Raw genomic sequence first — 15,449 nt, 5'->3', positions numbered from 1 at the left:
TAAAGAAGCAGGTTCCCCATAGTAGAGAACCTGCCGATTATGTTCGATGCGAATAACTAAAGTTTGCTACTTAGTTCTATCTTTTAAGTTTGGCAAGGCTTTAGGGATTTTCAAGCGAGCGGCAATTGAACGAGAATTGCTTGAGTTTGATGTGTCACTGGGCAAGTTACGTAACCCTTTCCATAAACGAGTGAATACGTTTTTATCTTCACATCCTTGTTGAAGGGCTTCGCTATCTTCTAGCCAACGCTTTTGTCCATTTGATTTACCATGTTGCGCTTTATCCAGTTGCACTTTATTCAGTTCTAACTGAGAGGTTTGGTTTCGCAATTGACGGTAGATAAAGGTTCTTAATGCAGCCCAATTACCTTGCTTAACTAAACGACGTAGTACCAGCCAACTCGGTGTTGGGCGGTTTGCGTAGTAACGCTTAACCGAAACAATCAACGCAATGCAGACTAACAACACCAAACCAACAGTAATAAACACCGACATGTAGGCCTTGATGAAAGATTGGACTGTGTGTTTGGCTTCAAACACTTCGCCTTTTATCACCACGTTTTCAAGGCGTTGATTTTTGCTGTCCCACCACTGAAATGAAAACTCTGGCAGCGTAAACTCACCACCCTGCTGAATCACATATACAGTCTGTTCAACTCGGCTTGAGCGATAATCACCACGTTCTTGAGTGTCATCTAAACGGTTGGGCTGTGGGTAAGCTTGGAACTGCTTAGTGGACTTATTGGTTAGCACATCTGGCAGCAACACAGAAAAGCTGTCTTTTGCCTTAATCGTGATAGTTCGAGTAATAGCATCGCCAACTTTTAGCTCTTCACTTGAGCGTTGCCATTGCTGCTCTATATCTACTTCTGTCGCAGAAAACCAAGGCGTTTCATTATCGAGTAAACCTGAAGGCAACGAAGCTTCAAACTTAATCGGCTGCGTGTAAAGCGTACCGCCCACGTTTGAACCATCAGGAGCAGAAACTTGGATACGAACCGGTACGGTTGGAATAACAAACTCACCGGAAGTCATCGGATAAAGCGTCAATTCCCAACGCTGACGTGACCATGTAGTACCACCGACTCTTTCTGTGTAGTTCGTCGCGAGTTGGTTACGCTGCTTAGCGATAACGTTAGGGATTTCGATACTGCCGATTCGAGTGCCGCCCGTTAACCAGCGCGGTGTCGCCACCTCAATGTTCAGAATGACCTGCTCATTTACGCTGACTTTGCCCGGCGTTATTTTGTCGCCTGACTTGGGTTTCTCGCCAATCCAAGCGATAAGCTCAACGTCACCACTTTTTTGCAGATCGAAGATATCGGCAGCAGAAGCAACAGCAGGAAAAAACCAACTCAACATAAGAGTCATCGACAACAACCATGTGCGGGCTGTGAATCGCGCTCGCTTTGATTGAATCGCTTCAAGAGCTAAATCATATCGACTCATTGCGTTTGCTCCTGTTTTGACGCTTGTTCGATGGAAGGCGCAGGATCTCTTAACTGAATTTGGAATTTGGATTTCAAGAAGAACTTAGGATCGGCTTCTACTCGCTTTAACCACTTGTCGGCAAGCTCTTGGCTGCCCAAAATCTCATTCGCGTTAAGTGTTTCCTTAAGCATCAATTCCGCTACCGTTTCTTCTTCAGCGCCATCACCCGTTCGCGGCTGATCGTCTTCGAGTTCTAAAGATTCTTCAGGGCCATCTGTGGTTCCAGACTGGCTTTCACTGGTTCGGTTTACCTCTTCGACAATTCCACTAAGCACAGCAAGATTGTTCTCCACATCCGTTCTTAGTTCTGGTGACAGGTCCTCTTTCTCACTTAATGATTTCAAGAGGTCTCGTGCGGCAAGGTATTCACGCTGCCTAGCTAACGCACTCGCTGCATTGTACAAACCAAGGTCAGTTTTGGTTTGCAAAAACGCACTGTGAGCGAGCTTAAAATCACGAGCATAGTAATAAGCCGCGCCCTTTCGCATTGGGTCAGTAAAATGTTTGGCAGCTTGAAGATATTCTTTCTGATTCAACAGGCGTTGACCTTGCTGATCGGGCGTTAACCATAAGTCCCACCACCATTGAGCTGTTTTGTCCCAAGTAGTAACCGACTCCACCACAACTGGTTTCTCAGCGGTTAAGTTGACTGTTTTCGCCAAAGTGTCTGGTGAATACATGCTGCTTGTGATCATCAAACCAACGACACACCACTGCACCAACCACCCTTTTCTGAACCATAGCAACATAATGAAAGCCATTGGAATAAGCAGTCCATAGCCCATGTCTTTCCAAGGCATTGAAGATTCGCCGTTGAGCTGCATGTTTCTTTCAACCGCTCTGTTCAGTTGTTGGATATCCGAATCATCAACGGTCACTTCAATCACTCGTCCACCCGTCTTACTCGCTAAGTTACGCAGTGAATCTAGGTCGACAGGGTTATCGCTCACCACATTACTGTTTCCTGCGGCGAGAATGAGCAACTGATACGGATTGTCGTTAAAGAAACTCTCGTACGCCCTAATGGTGCTTGGGTTTACACCATCTGATACCAACAGTACAGAAGAGCCTAACTCACCAGACAGTTGCTGATTAATCAGTGGCAGTGCTTCCTCTGCTGACTTACCTGAAACAGGCATGATATCGGGTGTGATAGCCGCTAGAAACGGTTCAAACACCTTGCTGTCTTGCGTGACGGGCATCGCCACGTGTGCGCTGCCTGCATAAACCAGTAAGCCCGTATTACCGCCTTTGCGAGCTGCCAATAAGTCTCTAATTTTCTGCTTAGATCGTTCCAAGCGACTTGGAGGCAAATCTTTAGCAAGCATAGATTCACTATTATCAAGCACAACCAACATCGACGCTTTGTCTTCACCAAAAGGCGAAGCCTCACGCTGCCATGTTGGGCCAGAACAGATAATGATGGCGATAGTCACAATCACCACCAATAGCTTCAACGGTAGTTGCTTGCGCCAGCCTGTTTCGCCAATCGTCAATGCATCACGTAAATGTGTAGGTAAAATGTCTTTCCACGTTGGTTTGGTCTCTTCTCTCCAACGAACCCATAACAGGAAGAACATCGGAATAAAGGCCAACAACCACAAAGGTCGGATAAAATGAAACTGGGTAAAGAACTGTTGTATCGTGAGAGAATCAGGCATCACTCTCTCCTTTCAAATTCTTAGCCGAAGAAGCGAGCAGCGATCTTCGGCGTATCGTTGCTAAGCTGAATGCGGTCAAATACATCACTACAACAATCGCCATCAAATAGTGGTGCAGCCCCTGTTTAGGGCGATAAGTGGTACTTTCATATAATTGTGGTTCTAGCTCACCAATCTGAGCGTAGGCTTTGGTCAGTTCGTCGCGGTTAAGCGCCTCAAAGGCTTCGCCACCAGACTCTTGAGCCACTCGTTTGATGGTTTCCATATCCAAAGCCACTTCACCAACGGTTTGTGGATCGCCCATCGCAATAACGTGAATGCGAACGCCTTTAGCCTTGGCGACTTTTGCGGCATCGATAGGCTCAACAAAACTTCCTGTATCATTACCGTCTGTTAATACGATCACGACTTTCTCTTTTTCGTTGGTGTCGACGTTTGAATCTTGAACGGCAGCACTTTGCTTTTCACTTTGTTCAAACACCTTGATCGCCAAGCCAATTGCATCGCCCAAGTGCGTACTTTGCCCTGCCATCGCGACATCGGTTTGATTAAGCAGTTCAAGCCATACATCTTGGTCCGCGGTAAATGGCGTTTGTACAAACGCTGCATCACCAAACAAGATCAAACCGAGTCGGTCACCTTTTCTGGTTTTCGCAAAATCAGCCAGCACCTCTTTGGTCGCATCTAAACGAGAGATTTTATCGCCTTGTTTAGAAGTGAAATCTTGCTCCGCCATTGAGCCAGACAAATCGACCACCACCATCACATCACGACCCAATTGTTCGCGAACCTGTGGCTCACCAAGAATGGTTGGTTTCGCTAACGCACACACGACCAATACCCAAGTAATAATGAGCGTGGTTCGTTGCCACCAGCTTGGAGTTAACTGGCTTGCACCTTCTGACGGTGCTTCCCCAATCGCTTCTACCAATTCTCGAAAAAATGGCACCTTAATCGCCATTTGCTTAGTTCGATAAGCTGGCACCGCAAAGTAGACCAACAACGGTAAAGGCAGCGCAATAAACCACAGCGGATGCGCAAATTCAAAACTGGCAGATAAAACATCAAACATTGTCTTGCCCCTCAACCGTTACCTGTACATTCGGCTTGTGAAGTTTTAGCCACATCATCGCGGTTTGAATTACCTCTAAACGCTGTTCAAAGCTCAAACGCACATTAGGGTCAATTAGGCTTTGCATCCATAATTCCGAAACTTCATCGGCAAAGAACGCATTGCTGTTTTCACTTGTGTTAGCGCGACCAGGCAGATAAGCGTTTAGACGGTTTACATAGGCTTGTCCAAACAGCTTTGCATTACTGCTGTCTAGGTAACGAAGTACCACTTTCAGTACTTTGAAGGTTCGTTCTGTTGAATTTTTGTCTCGTGCATCCAATATCATGAGCTCTTGAAGCGCTTCTTTGCGATAACGGTTATTCCACCATTTCTGCGCCAAACGATAAGCCAGATAGATAGCGACCAATAACAGAATAACGCCAAGGATCTTCCAGCCGATCGTTTGAGGAGCCCAGCTCACACTGTCAGGAATCGCTACATCGTGCAGTTCGCGGAGGATATAGGTACTTGGAGGAGTATGTTCAACAGCCATTTAGCGCCCTCCCACTAGCTTCTGCAGCTGTGATATGTGATTGCCCGACGTGTCTAATTCTATATAAGGGAGGTTTTTCATCGCCATCAATTTAGCAAGGGACTGTTTCTGAAGTGCCGCTTTCTGAGCAAGACTTTCACTCGCGAGGTTTACCTTAGATTGGCTATCCAGATTAAGTTGAAAACGACCATCACCCACCACCCAGTTTGCGCTTGCAAGATCTTGAGGCAATGACTGTTCTAATGGGTCGGTGACCATAATGGCCAAGATATCGTTGTGTTGCTGTAACTGCTTTAGTCGATCGAGATGTTGTTCTCGGCAGTCTCGCCAGTCACTAATGAATATCAAGGTTGATTGCTTGAGTCTCATTCGTTTGATCAGTTCAATCCACTGGCTAAAACCAACACCCTCGCTGTCACTCACACTCACGTCTAAGCTTTGATTAGCCTTGGTAAGATGCTTTAACTGAGCCAGTAAATCAGACTGTGAACGCTGCGCTTTGGTATGAAACAGTTTTTGGTGTGAGGCTAAAACGAAGCCGACACGGTCACCATCTTTTAGCACTCGCCACCCACACAGTGCCGCCACTTCAGCAGCCACAACAGATTTCATGGTGTTTTGAGAGGCAAAGAACATCGAACTGCGCTGATCGACACAGATCATCACATTACGGTCTTTCTCTTCGGTATAGCTACGAACATGAGGCTTACCCGTTCGCATGGTAACTTTCCAATCGAGATTACGGATATCATCACCCAATTGGTAATGACGTAATTCTTCGAAGTTCAAACCACGACCACGGAACAAAGAGTTATGTCTGCCCGAAAGTACGCTGCCCGCTTTTAAATGAGGTAACAGTGAAAATGACTCAGCTTGAGCCTGAATTCGCACTAACCTTGAATAGTCACAGTACAGTCGAGGATCAAGGCCTTGCGGTTTGGGAGCTTGTGTTGGCTTCGCCATGACGCCCCCTAGTTATCCAATCTCAACATTATCAAGCAGTTCTTCAACCACTCTTTGATGGTCAACACCATCGGCCAATGCATCGTAAGACAACGAGAATCGGTGGCCTAATACGGTTGGCAACATGGCACGCACATCGTCTAACGTGACGTGGTCACGCCCTTGCAGCCACGCATAAGCGCGAGCACATTTATCCAATGAAATAGAAGCGCGAGGACTTGAACCAATTTCAATCCATTTCGATAAGTCTGATTCTGGATAACGCTCAGGTTTTCGTGTAGCCATTACCAAAGCCACGATGTAGTTCTCAACTAAATCGGAAACGGTAATGTCTGGAAGTTGGCGGCGCGCTTCAAGCACCAATTCAGGTTCAATATGCTGTGGCGTGACTAATTCCGAACTCGTCTCGCTACCGAGTTCCTCACTGCGCACAAGTCGAATGATGTCGCGTTCAGCTTCATCTTCTGGATAGTCGACCGTGACTTTCATAATGAAACGGTCCATCTGTGCTTCAGGCAGTGGATACGTACCTTCTTGCTCAACTGGGTTTTGCGTAGCGAGCACCATGAATAGATCAGGTAGGATATGAGTTTGACCACCCACCGTAATCGTTCCTTCCGCCATGGCTTCAAGCAGAGCCGCTTGTACCTTTGCAGGAGCACGGTTCACTTCATCGGCTAAAACAATACAGTTGAAAATAGGACCCGGTTGAAAGTGCAACTGAGGCTTTCCATCAAGCTCTTGATACACTTCTGTACCGGTTACATCTGATGGCAGCAGGTCAGGCGTAAACTGAATTCGACCAAAACTGGTGTTCAGTAGGTTCGCCAGCGATTTCACTGAACGAGTTTTCGCTGTACCGGGAAGTCCCTCTAAAAGCACATGCCCATTAGTCAATAACCCTATCACCAGAGCCCGAACGACGTGGCTCTGACCGATAACACTTTTCTCTGTTTGTTCAATCAGTTGGTTTATTGCTTGTTGCGCATGGTTCATAGGTCTTCCCTTAATTCAATCTGGCTGCGTACATCCTACTCACAAGCCCCATAACTATTAGTTATACACGTGATAATTGTTCATCAGCGCGATAAGTTATAAACGTGATAATTGCTCATAAGCGAGACAATTAATTACAAGCGGAATAAGCAGCAAGCACGATAGCCAAGCTCACCTCATCGCTTTATTTAAACTTAGCTTTCAATTGGTTAATGGCCTCCGGCGGTGCCACCTTGCTCAGTGATGAAATACATTGCTCAAACGCCTTTGGTACGCCCGGTATAAGGCTGTTTCGCGCCAACACTTCACACTGGGCATACAAGTGCTGTGGGTTACGGCTAAATTGGTAAGCCTTGTGCAGTGATTGACTTGCTGCAAGCACATCAGATTTCTCCAAAGCCAATCCGTACACATACCAATATTGTGGGTCGGTTTGCGCAGTTTCAGCGGCTTGTTTAAGGTAGTCCGTTGCTTGTTCGTAATCTTTCACTCGAAGCAGAGATAACCCTGTGCTGTATGGCAATACACTCGATTTCGGCTGAGCTTCAATACCTTGCTTCAACGTCGACAACGCTTTTGCTTCGTTACCTTGCGCTCGATACAAATCCGCCAAGTTGGCGTAGCTGTTTTCGAAGTAATGCTCAATCTCGATAGCACCTTGATAGAACTCAATCGCTTTATCGTGCTGACCTAGATCGCGGTAAACGTTGCCTAGGTTAGTTCGTCCAAATCCTCTATCGGCATTAAATTGCTGTATCTCAATGTACTCTTCCAATGCAGGCTTGATTTGATCTTTCTGCAGAGGGTTCATTTCTCCCCAATAACGTACCAATGCACCTGCGGTTTCTGAACGAATCGACAATACAGGGTCTTTCAGTAGCGGCTCTAGAATTTGCCAACGGTCAGTGAATGGGAAACCAGACGAGCCTTGCACAACGCCCAAACGGATCATTTCATCATCATGTTTCACCGCTCTTGCTAGCGAGATAAGCGTATTCTTACCCGTATTGCCGCCCAAACGTTCTAAGCTCGATGCACGAATGATATTGCTTAAGCTGGAGTCCTGAGCCGAGTATGCCAACGCATCCTCTGCCCCTCTGTGCCCTATTGAGTCAGCATAAAAGGCAACGGCAAAATGCTGCTGATTACGATACTTAGAATCTGGGAACCACTCACCGATTTGCTTATCTGCCCACTGGTCGGTTTGATCTTCATGACAGCTAGTACACACGTTCGGCGTTTTAATGTGTTGGCTAATATCAGGACGCGGGATATGCCAACTGTGGTCGCGTCTTGGGTCGACCTCCATGTAAGTCGTCTCTGGCATGTGACAAGTCGTACATTGTGAAGCTTCGGTATTCGCCTCGTGGAAGGTGTGCTTTTCAGGCGTGTACTCTGATGCAATGTGACATTGGCTACACACCGCTTCTTCGGCAATTTTCAGTTCTGCAGTATGTGGATCGTGACAGTTAGTACATGTGACGCCTTTTTCAGCCATCACTGATTGCAAGAAAGATCCGTAAACGTAATCTTCATCGTAGATTTGACCATCGTTATGGTAAAGCTCTGGGGTAATCAAGCTCAAGCGATACTTATCAAAGAAAGACCCGTTAACGTGATCACCCGTTTCATTTAACTGAGTACGACGGCTGTGGCATTGAGCACAGGTTTGAACTTGATTGGTATGGATGATGTCTTTTGGTTGCAGGGTTGAATTACCCTCTTGATAGATCCACTCTTTGACCGACTTCGACAAGTCGCGGTCAAAACCATAATGCGCCGAGACTGGAGCATCCTTTCCACCGTTAGCTTTTGCTAGCTGAGCCTTTTCAACGTGCTCACTCGCAGGGCCATGACACGCTTCACAACCGACATTAATCTCAGACCAAGTAGTGTTGTAGGTATTACTCGCGCTGTCGTAGTTTTTCTCTAGGTTCGTTGAATGGCAATCAGCACACATGAAGTTCCAGTTTTGACCGCTATTGGTCCAGTAGAATTCATCGGTGTTGGTGGTATCAGGGTAAAGGTGAAACCAGCGTTGGCCGCCTTCGTCCTCGGTGCGAGAATCCCAAGCGAAAGGAATCAACTGTACGCGTCCGTCTTCAAACTCAACCATGTACTGTTGTAGAGGCTCAAAGGCAAAGGTATAGCTGATTTTGTAATCTTTGAATTGACCGTCCGGCCCTTCGATGTTGACCCAAAACTCATTACCCTTGCGAAAAAAACGGTTGGGCTTTCCTTTATGAGTCACAGTTTGATCGTTGAAATCACCCAAAACGGACTCATCAGTCGCGTGTTTCATCGCCATATCATGATGAGAGCCTTGCCACGCTTCCACTTCTTCGCTGTGACAGTCAACACATGCTTCAGAACCGACATACGTAGCCTTGGAAGAGTCAGCATCTAAAATTTCTGAACCACTAAGCGAAGCTTCAGTCGTCGTCGGAGCTTGTTCATTTGCATACACATTGACACTCAGCATCGATAACATAGGTAAAGACAACATTGCGGATAATACTGCAACTCGCTGGTGTTTCAATCCGTTCACTAGCGAGCACAACCATGCAGACATAACATTCCTTGTTTTTATACATCCTTATGCTTAATAAGGTAGACGTAAAAACAATGAAATTACAATTATTTAGTGGCCGTTGACTCGATAGTTGTGATTCATATTCACGACCTGGATTGACTCATCGATATGCGCATAAAAAAAGAGCTCCGAAGAGCTCTTTCATGTTAGCAATTTCATCAAACTATCAGTTTCAATAAACCAAAGCTTACTTATTATGGTTCTCTTGAAGTTTCTCCATAACCTGATCCAAGCTAAAGCTTGCTGCTTTTTGGCGTGGTGGGTATTCGGCAAACGTTTCTAAGAACTCGCCTACATACGCTTGCGCAGGGACAAACATATAAGCATGGTCTAACAACCAGTCATAATAAGTATTCGAAGTAATATCTGCGTTTTCGTATGGGTCCATACGCAGGTTAAACAGCTTAGGAAGACGTAACGTCACGAACGGTTCTGACCAAATCTGCATGGTACCCGTTGCACGTTGCTCCATGAACACCGCTTTCCATTGGTTGTAACGAAGCGCCGCTAAATCGCCATCATCGGTAAAGTAAAATATCTCTGAACGACGGCCTTTTTCTTCTTCACCCGTTAGGTAAGGAAGGAAGTTATAACCATCTAAGTGAACCTTAAACGTTTTATCACCAGCAGTATGACCTTTAAGTAGTTTCTCTTTGATTTGGTCATCACCAGCAGCGGCAACGAAGGTTGGCATCCAGTCCATGTGGTGCATGATTTCATTGGATACTGTTCCTGGTTCAATCTTACCAGGCCAACGGACCATTGCTGGTACACGGTATGCGCCTTCCCAGTTAGTGTTTTTCTCACCACGGAACGGGGTTGTCCCCGCATCAGGCCAAGAGTTCATGTGTGGGCCATTATCCGTTGAGTAAAAAACAATCGTGTTGTCTTTGATTCCCAACTCATCCACTTGCTTCAATAGTTGCCCAACGTGTCGATCGTGCTCAACCATACCATCAGCGTAGTTACCGACACCAGTCACACCTTTACTGTCCGCTTTCACGTGCGTTCTGAAGTGCATACGTGTTGCGTTCCACCAAACGAAGAATGGCTTATCAGCTTTCACAGCGCGATCCATGAAATCGAGTGCGGCATCGAGTGTTTCTTCATCAACGGTTTCCATACGCTTACGTGTTAATGGGCCCGTATCTTCAATCTTGCCGTCAGCAAATGATTTGATAACACCACGCGGGCCGAATTTCTTACGAAACTCTGGGTCGGTTGGGTAATCTTCATTTTCAGGCTCTTCTTCAGCATTTAGGTGATAAAGGTTGCCAAAAAATTCGTCAAACCCGTGTGCTGTTGGAAGAAATTCATCTTTATCGCCAAGGTGGTTTTTACCAAATTGACCAGTCATGTAACCCATAGGTTTAAGCAGTTCAGCAATGGTTGCATCTTCTGCTTGAAGACCAATATCTGCACCTGGCAAGCCTACTTTACTTAAGCCTGTTCTCAGTACACTTTGACCTGTAATGAACGTAGAGCGACCTGCGGTACAAGATTGCTCTGCGTAGTAATCGGTAAACATCATGCCTTCTTTGGCGATGCTATCAATGTTCGGAGTTTGATACCCCATTAAGCCAAAGGTGTACGCACTGACATTAGATTGACCAATGTCGTCACCCCAAATGACGAGAATATTCGGTTTTTCTGCCGCGAATGTGGTGGTGGAAGCCGCCATCATCGCAGTACCCAAAATCGCTAATCGACGTTTGACGCCATATTTCGCTGTCATAGAAACCTCTTCGTTAGTTATTTGCATCCTGCCCTACAACGTATAGTCCATTTTTTGAACGATCGCGAGATTCACTAAACTATTAATCTATTTGTCATTTTTCTTCACAGCGACGCGCACAACTAGACGATGGAACTTACGTATATAAACATGATAAGGATCACACATGACGTTAGAGGGCAAAATGAGTAAACAGCACCAAAACCCTAAAAATCAAAAGGTTACAATAACCCCATAACAATTAGTTATAACCACTATAAAAAGACACGACCGATTTTAGAGATTAATGTTTGCCCAACGATGTGTTGCTCTAACGCATTAATCTTTAAAGTGAATCGGAGTCCTTATGGGTACTAAAATTAATAAACTAGCATTAGGTGTTGGCTTATTAGCAGCTTCTTCAGCGGCAACAGCAGCAGAAAAACCAAACATTCTTGCTATCTGGGGTGATGACATTGGTGTATTCAACATCAGTGCATACAACAACGGTATGATGGGTTATGAAACACCTAACATCGACCGTATTGCTAACGAAGGCGCACTATTTACTGACCACTACGGTCAGCAATCGTGTACTGCTGGTCGTGCTGCATTCCTAACGGGTCAAGAACCTTTCCGTACAGGTCTACTAACTATCGGTATGCCAGGCTCTGATCACGGTATCCCAGATTGGGCTCCAACTATCGCTGACCTTCTTAAAGAACAAGGCTACATGACTGCTCAGTTCGGTAAGAACCACATGGGTGATCAAGATAAACACCTTCCAACGAACCACGGTTTTGACCAGTTCTTCGGTAACCTATACCACCTGAATGCAGAAGAAGAGCCAGAGACATACTACTACCCTAAAGACCCTGAGTTCCGTAAGAACTTCGGACCTCGTGGTGTAATCAAGTCTACTGCTGACGGTAAGATTGAAGATACAGGTCCTATGACGCGTAAGCGTATGGAGCACGCGGATGAAGAGTTCCTAGAAGAATCTCTAGCCTTTATGGAAAAAGCAGTGAAAGCTGACAAACCATTCTTCATCTGGCACAACACAACACGTATGCACGTGTGGACTCGTCTACAAGAAAAATACCAAGGCGCATCAGGTATCAGCATTTACGCTGACGGCATGTTAGAGCACGATGACCAAGTAGGTATCCTTCTAGACAAGCTTGATGAGCTTAAAATCGCAGACAACACAATCGTAATCTACTCTACCGATAACGGTGCAGAGACAGTATCTTGGCCTGATGGTGGTGCTACTTACTTCCACGGTGAGAAAGGTACAACTTACGAAGGTGGTATGCGTGTTCCTCAGCTAGTTCGCTGGCCTGGCACTATCAAACCGGGAACTAAGATCAACGACATCATGGGTCACCAAGACTGGATTCCAACGCTACTAGCAGCTGCTGGTGATGATAAAGTGGTTGAGAAGCTAGCGTCTGACAAAGGTGCAACTTACAACGGTAAAAACTGGCGTGTACACCTAGATGGTTACAACTTCCTACCTTACTTCCAAGGTAAAGAAGAGAAAGGCCCTCGTGACAGCATGCTTTACTTCTCTGCTAACGCTGAACTAAATGCTGTACGTTGGAACGACTTCAAGATTTCATTCGCTGTTATGGATGGTAACATCGTTGATGCTGTGCGTTTCCAACCAAACTGGCCTCAAGTAGTTCACCTACGTGCTGACCCATTCGAAAAAGCACCACACGAATCTGGCATGTACCTACGTTGGATGGCAGACAACATGTGGCTATTCGTACCTGTAGGCGGCAAAGTGCAAGAGTTCATGAACACGCTACCTGACTACCCTATGCAGCAAAGCCAAGTGTTGAACCCTGGTAACTTCAACCAGAATGCTTACATGCTTCAAGGTAAACTTAAGCAACTAGAAGCGGCAGCAGCACAAGCTAAGTAATAACTAGCTAACGCTCCCTCTCCAAGTAAAGCCAAACAAAGCCGTGATAGCTCAAACGTTATCTCGGCTTTTTAGTATCCAATACAAAGAACATATAGGCGCTAACCGTCAACTAATACAATTCATATCAAAGCTATCCGCTCATTTTTCAAAAATAAGAACTCACACTAGTCAATATGAACCTTGATATATGACTGTTGCGTTAAGATTTCGCAAATTTTTTCAAATCCTTATGACACGACTTGAATTGGAGTTCTTACCGTGCGATTGTAATTTAACTAACCATAACAACTGTATGATTATGAAGACAATCCAAAGCATTGCCCTACTTTCAACTATCGTTGCTGCACCAGCAGTATTAGCTGACGTTGAAATCAAAGTTCCATCAAGTGTTGATATTCTGGCAGTAAATGAAGCCAAGCCTGACCTAGATGGCAGCTTATTTTCATCTCATAAAACCCTCACCGTTCCAGATGGCCAAAACCAAATCGTATTCCAATATCAACTTGCTTTTGATAAAGGTAACGACCGCGAGTTTGTTGATAGCGATGCTATTATTGCAACCTTTAGCACGACAAACGCCGTATTAACGTTTGATATGCCTAAATACCGTAATACCGCTGAAGCAAAGAAAGGCTTTGAGAACCTAGATTGGAAATTAGTTGATGAGAACCAAAATACAATCAGTGTTAAGCAAGACAAGCTATTGAAAGATGGTATGCAGATTGGTCGTAAATTTCCTCAAGAAGCAAAGGAATACAACCAGAAAGGAGGTGTCGCTGCACTAACACTAGGAGCTAGTACAGGCACAGCTGCGACTGTAGTACAACCAGTCACTCTACCAGCAAAGATTGATGCGAATGCGGCGAATACTGCTGAAGAAATGCTGTATTTCTGGTACGAAAAAGCCGATGCTGAAACCAAGCAGAAATTCAAAGATTACGTGAACAAGTAGCTCAATGGTCTGAATTTAAAAATGAAAAAAGCTGGCACACTGCCAGCTTCTTTTTTGTCTTCATCTAGATGATTTAGGCTTATATTGATTAAGCCGACTCAGTCGATAACACTTTTCCATCTACTTTTGTTGGCCATCCTAGCGCTTTGTATTCTGCTGCCAGTAAGTGCGCACAGCGGCTAGAAACTCTTGTTTTAATCCAATCACCAAGCCCCAATACTTTATATTCCAATACAGCCATTTTCATAACAATTCTATTCCGCTTTATTTCAATTTATAAATCTAGCGAGGAAGTTATAGATATGGAAAAACAATGTATGTTCCCAAAAGAACACAGAAGCTAATTTTGTTGTGAAATACCCATTAAGTGTTGGTAAATTTAACAATAATGAGAGAAAAGTTCGACTCAGTTCGCTCTTGTTATACACATGTTAGGACTTAATCTCAGTGACAGGATTTCGTATCATCAAATTCATCGGTGAAATATGCTCATACAAGCCCTTAACATCGGTGATAAACACCTTTCCTCTTTGTATCTTAACCAAGCCTTGTTGCTCTATCCCTTTAAGAACTTCGTTTAGCCTAGGTCTTGATATGCCTGTTATCGAACTCAGTTGAATTTGTGAAATATTAATGCTGACGGTTGCCCCCGCGATATTGGTCTGGCGTGCCGCAAGTTCCAACAAGACGTAAATGGTTTTCTGCTCTTTTTCATGAATCGAGGATAAGTAAGCCTGCATCCAAATAGATTGCGCTTTGGTTCCACAGTGAAGTAGCCATTTGTAAACCATGCACTTCCGCTCTGCGAGCTCTAATACCTTACTTGCAGGAAAAAGTACCATAGTGATAGGCTCGACTTCTTCTGCCACTGCAAAGAGGTTGTAGTCAGCATGTATAGACAAAGCACCCATCCAATCTCCCCTTCCAATAACACCACCAGATAAGCTTTTCATGTTTTCAGTTGAAAAGCAGATACCTGCTGAGCCCTTAAGAATATAGAAAACGCCCGGTAGGTTTTGAAATTTTTTCGTAATTTCTAGGCTATGTATGCCCGTCTTTAAAACAGCGATTTCGAGTAGGCTGTCTATAAAGTCTTGTGGTAAATCACATGGCCATTGTATTTGTTCACTGATTGTTGGTTCTAACAATAACTAGTTCCTCCTCCGATAGTCTTCATACAGCATTGACACGGTATTTCTCCGCGTTACTTAAATGTAGCTCATTACCAATACAACACTGTATTTCCCTCTAAAGAAAATCATAGTTCTTAGTATCTTAATTCATTTATCTAGCTTAAAAACCAATAAAAATGACCTACACTTGTTGATCCTTTAGGTGCTTCTAGCTTTAATTGGATACAAAGCTCTTATGCATACGGGCTTTGAGTAATAGCTATCTTGTTGACTAATGTCGAATGAAACAGATTCTGCTCACTAATATTGATAATCAGGCCTAATTCTAGACATAAGTAACATATCGATGTATGATCTGCTCCAGTCAGACTGGACACTTAGCTAAGCGACATTTCGCTTTTCAAAG

At 44.8% G+C, this 15,449-nt stretch carries 12 protein-coding genes; 2 read left to right on the top strand and 10 right to left on the bottom strand.

Going from position 1 to position 15,449, the window contains the following annotated elements:
- Nucleotides 1-66 precede the first annotated feature (66 nt).
- The 8 genes from ACED45_RS05030 to ACED45_RS04995 form a co-directional block, all read right to left on the bottom strand.
- Complete coding sequence (locus ACED45_RS05030) at nt 67-1,449, bottom strand: BatD family protein (RefSeq protein WP_371713420.1); 1,383 nt, start codon at nt 1,447-1,449, stop codon at nt 67-69.
- Nucleotides 1,446-3,152: a vWA domain-containing protein gene (locus tag ACED45_RS05025; protein WP_371713419.1), complete on the bottom strand. Its 1,707-nt coding sequence runs from the start codon at nt 3,150-3,152 to the stop codon at nt 1,446-1,448. The genes ACED45_RS05030 and ACED45_RS05025 overlap by 4 nt, the downstream gene beginning before the upstream one ends.
- On the bottom strand, nt 3,145-4,224 hold the full coding sequence (locus tag ACED45_RS05020; protein ID WP_050621573.1) for a vWA domain-containing protein: 1,080 nt from the start codon (nt 4,222-4,224) through the stop codon (nt 3,145-3,147). The genes ACED45_RS05025 and ACED45_RS05020 overlap by 8 nt, the downstream gene beginning before the upstream one ends.
- The gene (locus ACED45_RS05015; RefSeq protein ID WP_371713418.1) at nt 4,217-4,759 is read right to left on the bottom strand and encodes a DUF4381 domain-containing protein; all 543 of its coding nucleotides are present in this window, start codon (nt 4,757-4,759) and stop codon (nt 4,217-4,219) included. The genes ACED45_RS05020 and ACED45_RS05015 overlap by 8 nt, the downstream gene beginning before the upstream one ends.
- Entirely contained in the window at nt 4,760-5,722 is a 963-nt protein-coding gene (locus ACED45_RS05010; protein ID WP_017080116.1) for a DUF58 domain-containing protein, read from the bottom strand. It abuts the gene before it with no gap.
- Nucleotides 5,723-5,734: 12 nt separating this feature from the next.
- Nucleotides 5,735-6,718, bottom strand: a complete 984-nt coding sequence (locus tag ACED45_RS05005) for an AAA family ATPase (RefSeq protein WP_017082359.1) — start codon at nt 6,716-6,718, stop codon at nt 5,735-5,737.
- A gap of 184 nt (nt 6,719-6,902) precedes the next feature.
- Nucleotides 6,903-9,290: a tetratricopeptide repeat protein gene (locus ACED45_RS05000; protein ID WP_371713417.1), complete on the bottom strand. Its 2,388-nt coding sequence runs from the start codon at nt 9,288-9,290 to the stop codon at nt 6,903-6,905.
- Between the two features lie 208 nt (nt 9,291-9,498).
- Nucleotides 9,499-11,046, bottom strand: a complete 1,548-nt coding sequence (locus ACED45_RS04995; protein WP_146490206.1) for an arylsulfatase — start codon at nt 11,044-11,046, stop codon at nt 9,499-9,501.
- A gap of 346 nt (nt 11,047-11,392) precedes the next feature.
- On the opposite strand from ACED45_RS04995, the gene ACED45_RS04990 reads away from it, so the two are divergent.
- Together ACED45_RS04990 and ACED45_RS04985 are read left to right on the top strand one after the other, a co-directional pair.
- The gene (locus ACED45_RS04990; protein WP_146490187.1) at nt 11,393-12,955 is read left to right on the top strand and encodes an arylsulfatase; all 1,563 of its coding nucleotides are present in this window, start codon (nt 11,393-11,395) and stop codon (nt 12,953-12,955) included.
- A 301-nt stretch (nt 12,956-13,256) separates the two neighbouring features.
- Nucleotides 13,257-13,910, top strand: coding sequence for a DUF2057 family protein (locus tag ACED45_RS04985; RefSeq protein ID WP_285954584.1), 654 nt, complete (start codon nt 13,257-13,259; stop codon nt 13,908-13,910).
- An 88-nt stretch (nt 13,911-13,998) separates the two neighbouring features.
- On the opposite strand, the gene ACED45_RS04980 is transcribed toward ACED45_RS04985, so the two are convergent.
- A complete protein-coding gene (locus tag ACED45_RS04980; protein ID WP_017070406.1) occupies nt 13,999-14,157 on the bottom strand; it encodes a hypothetical protein in 159 nt (52 codons plus the stop codon).
- 184 nt (nt 14,158-14,341) lie between these two features.
- The gene (locus tag ACED45_RS04975) at nt 14,342-15,058 is read right to left on the bottom strand and encodes a Crp/Fnr family transcriptional regulator (protein WP_371713416.1); all 717 of its coding nucleotides are present in this window, start codon (nt 15,056-15,058) and stop codon (nt 14,342-14,344) included.
- Nucleotides 15,059-15,449 lie beyond the last annotated feature (391 nt).

Origin of the sequence: Vibrio crassostreae (assembly GCF_041439375.1) — a bacterium.
Lineage (GTDB): Bacteria > Pseudomonadota > Gammaproteobacteria > Enterobacterales > Vibrionaceae > Vibrio > Vibrio crassostreae_D.
This window is presented reverse-complemented; position numbering and strand designations above follow the sequence as displayed.

Bases quoted from the DNA above. Each gene is read 5' to 3' on its own strand.
- ACED45_RS05030 (WP_371713420.1), bottom strand. From the start codon at position 1,449: ATGAGTCGATATGATTTAGCTCTTGAAGCGATTCAATCAAAGCGAGCG.
- ACED45_RS05025 (WP_371713419.1), bottom strand. From the start codon at position 3,152: ATGCCTGATTCTCTCACGATACAACAGTTCTTTACCCAGTTTCATTTT.
- ACED45_RS05020 (WP_050621573.1), bottom strand. From the start codon at position 4,224: ATGTTTGATGTTTTATCTGCCAGTTTTGAATTTGCGCATCCGCTGTGG.
- ACED45_RS05015 (WP_371713418.1), bottom strand. From the start codon at position 4,759: ATGGCTGTTGAACATACTCCTCCAAGTACCTATATCCTCCGCGAACTG.
- ACED45_RS05010 (WP_017080116.1), bottom strand. From the start codon at position 5,722: ATGGCGAAGCCAACACAAGCTCCCAAACCGCAAGGCCTTGATCCTCGA.
- ACED45_RS05005 (WP_017082359.1), bottom strand. From the start codon at position 6,718: ATGAACCATGCGCAACAAGCAATAAACCAACTGATTGAACAAACAGAG.
- ACED45_RS05000 (WP_371713417.1), bottom strand. From the start codon at position 9,290: ATGTCTGCATGGTTGTGCTCGCTAGTGAACGGATTGAAACACCAGCGA.
- ACED45_RS04995 (WP_146490206.1), bottom strand. From the start codon at position 11,046: ATGACAGCGAAATATGGCGTCAAACGTCGATTAGCGATTTTGGGTACT.
- ACED45_RS04990 (WP_146490187.1), top strand. From the start codon at position 11,393: ATGGGTACTAAAATTAATAAACTAGCATTAGGTGTTGGCTTATTAGCA.
- ACED45_RS04985 (WP_285954584.1), top strand. From the start codon at position 13,257: ATGAAGACAATCCAAAGCATTGCCCTACTTTCAACTATCGTTGCTGCA.
- ACED45_RS04980 (WP_017070406.1), bottom strand. From the start codon at position 14,157: ATGAAAATGGCTGTATTGGAATATAAAGTATTGGGGCTTGGTGATTGG.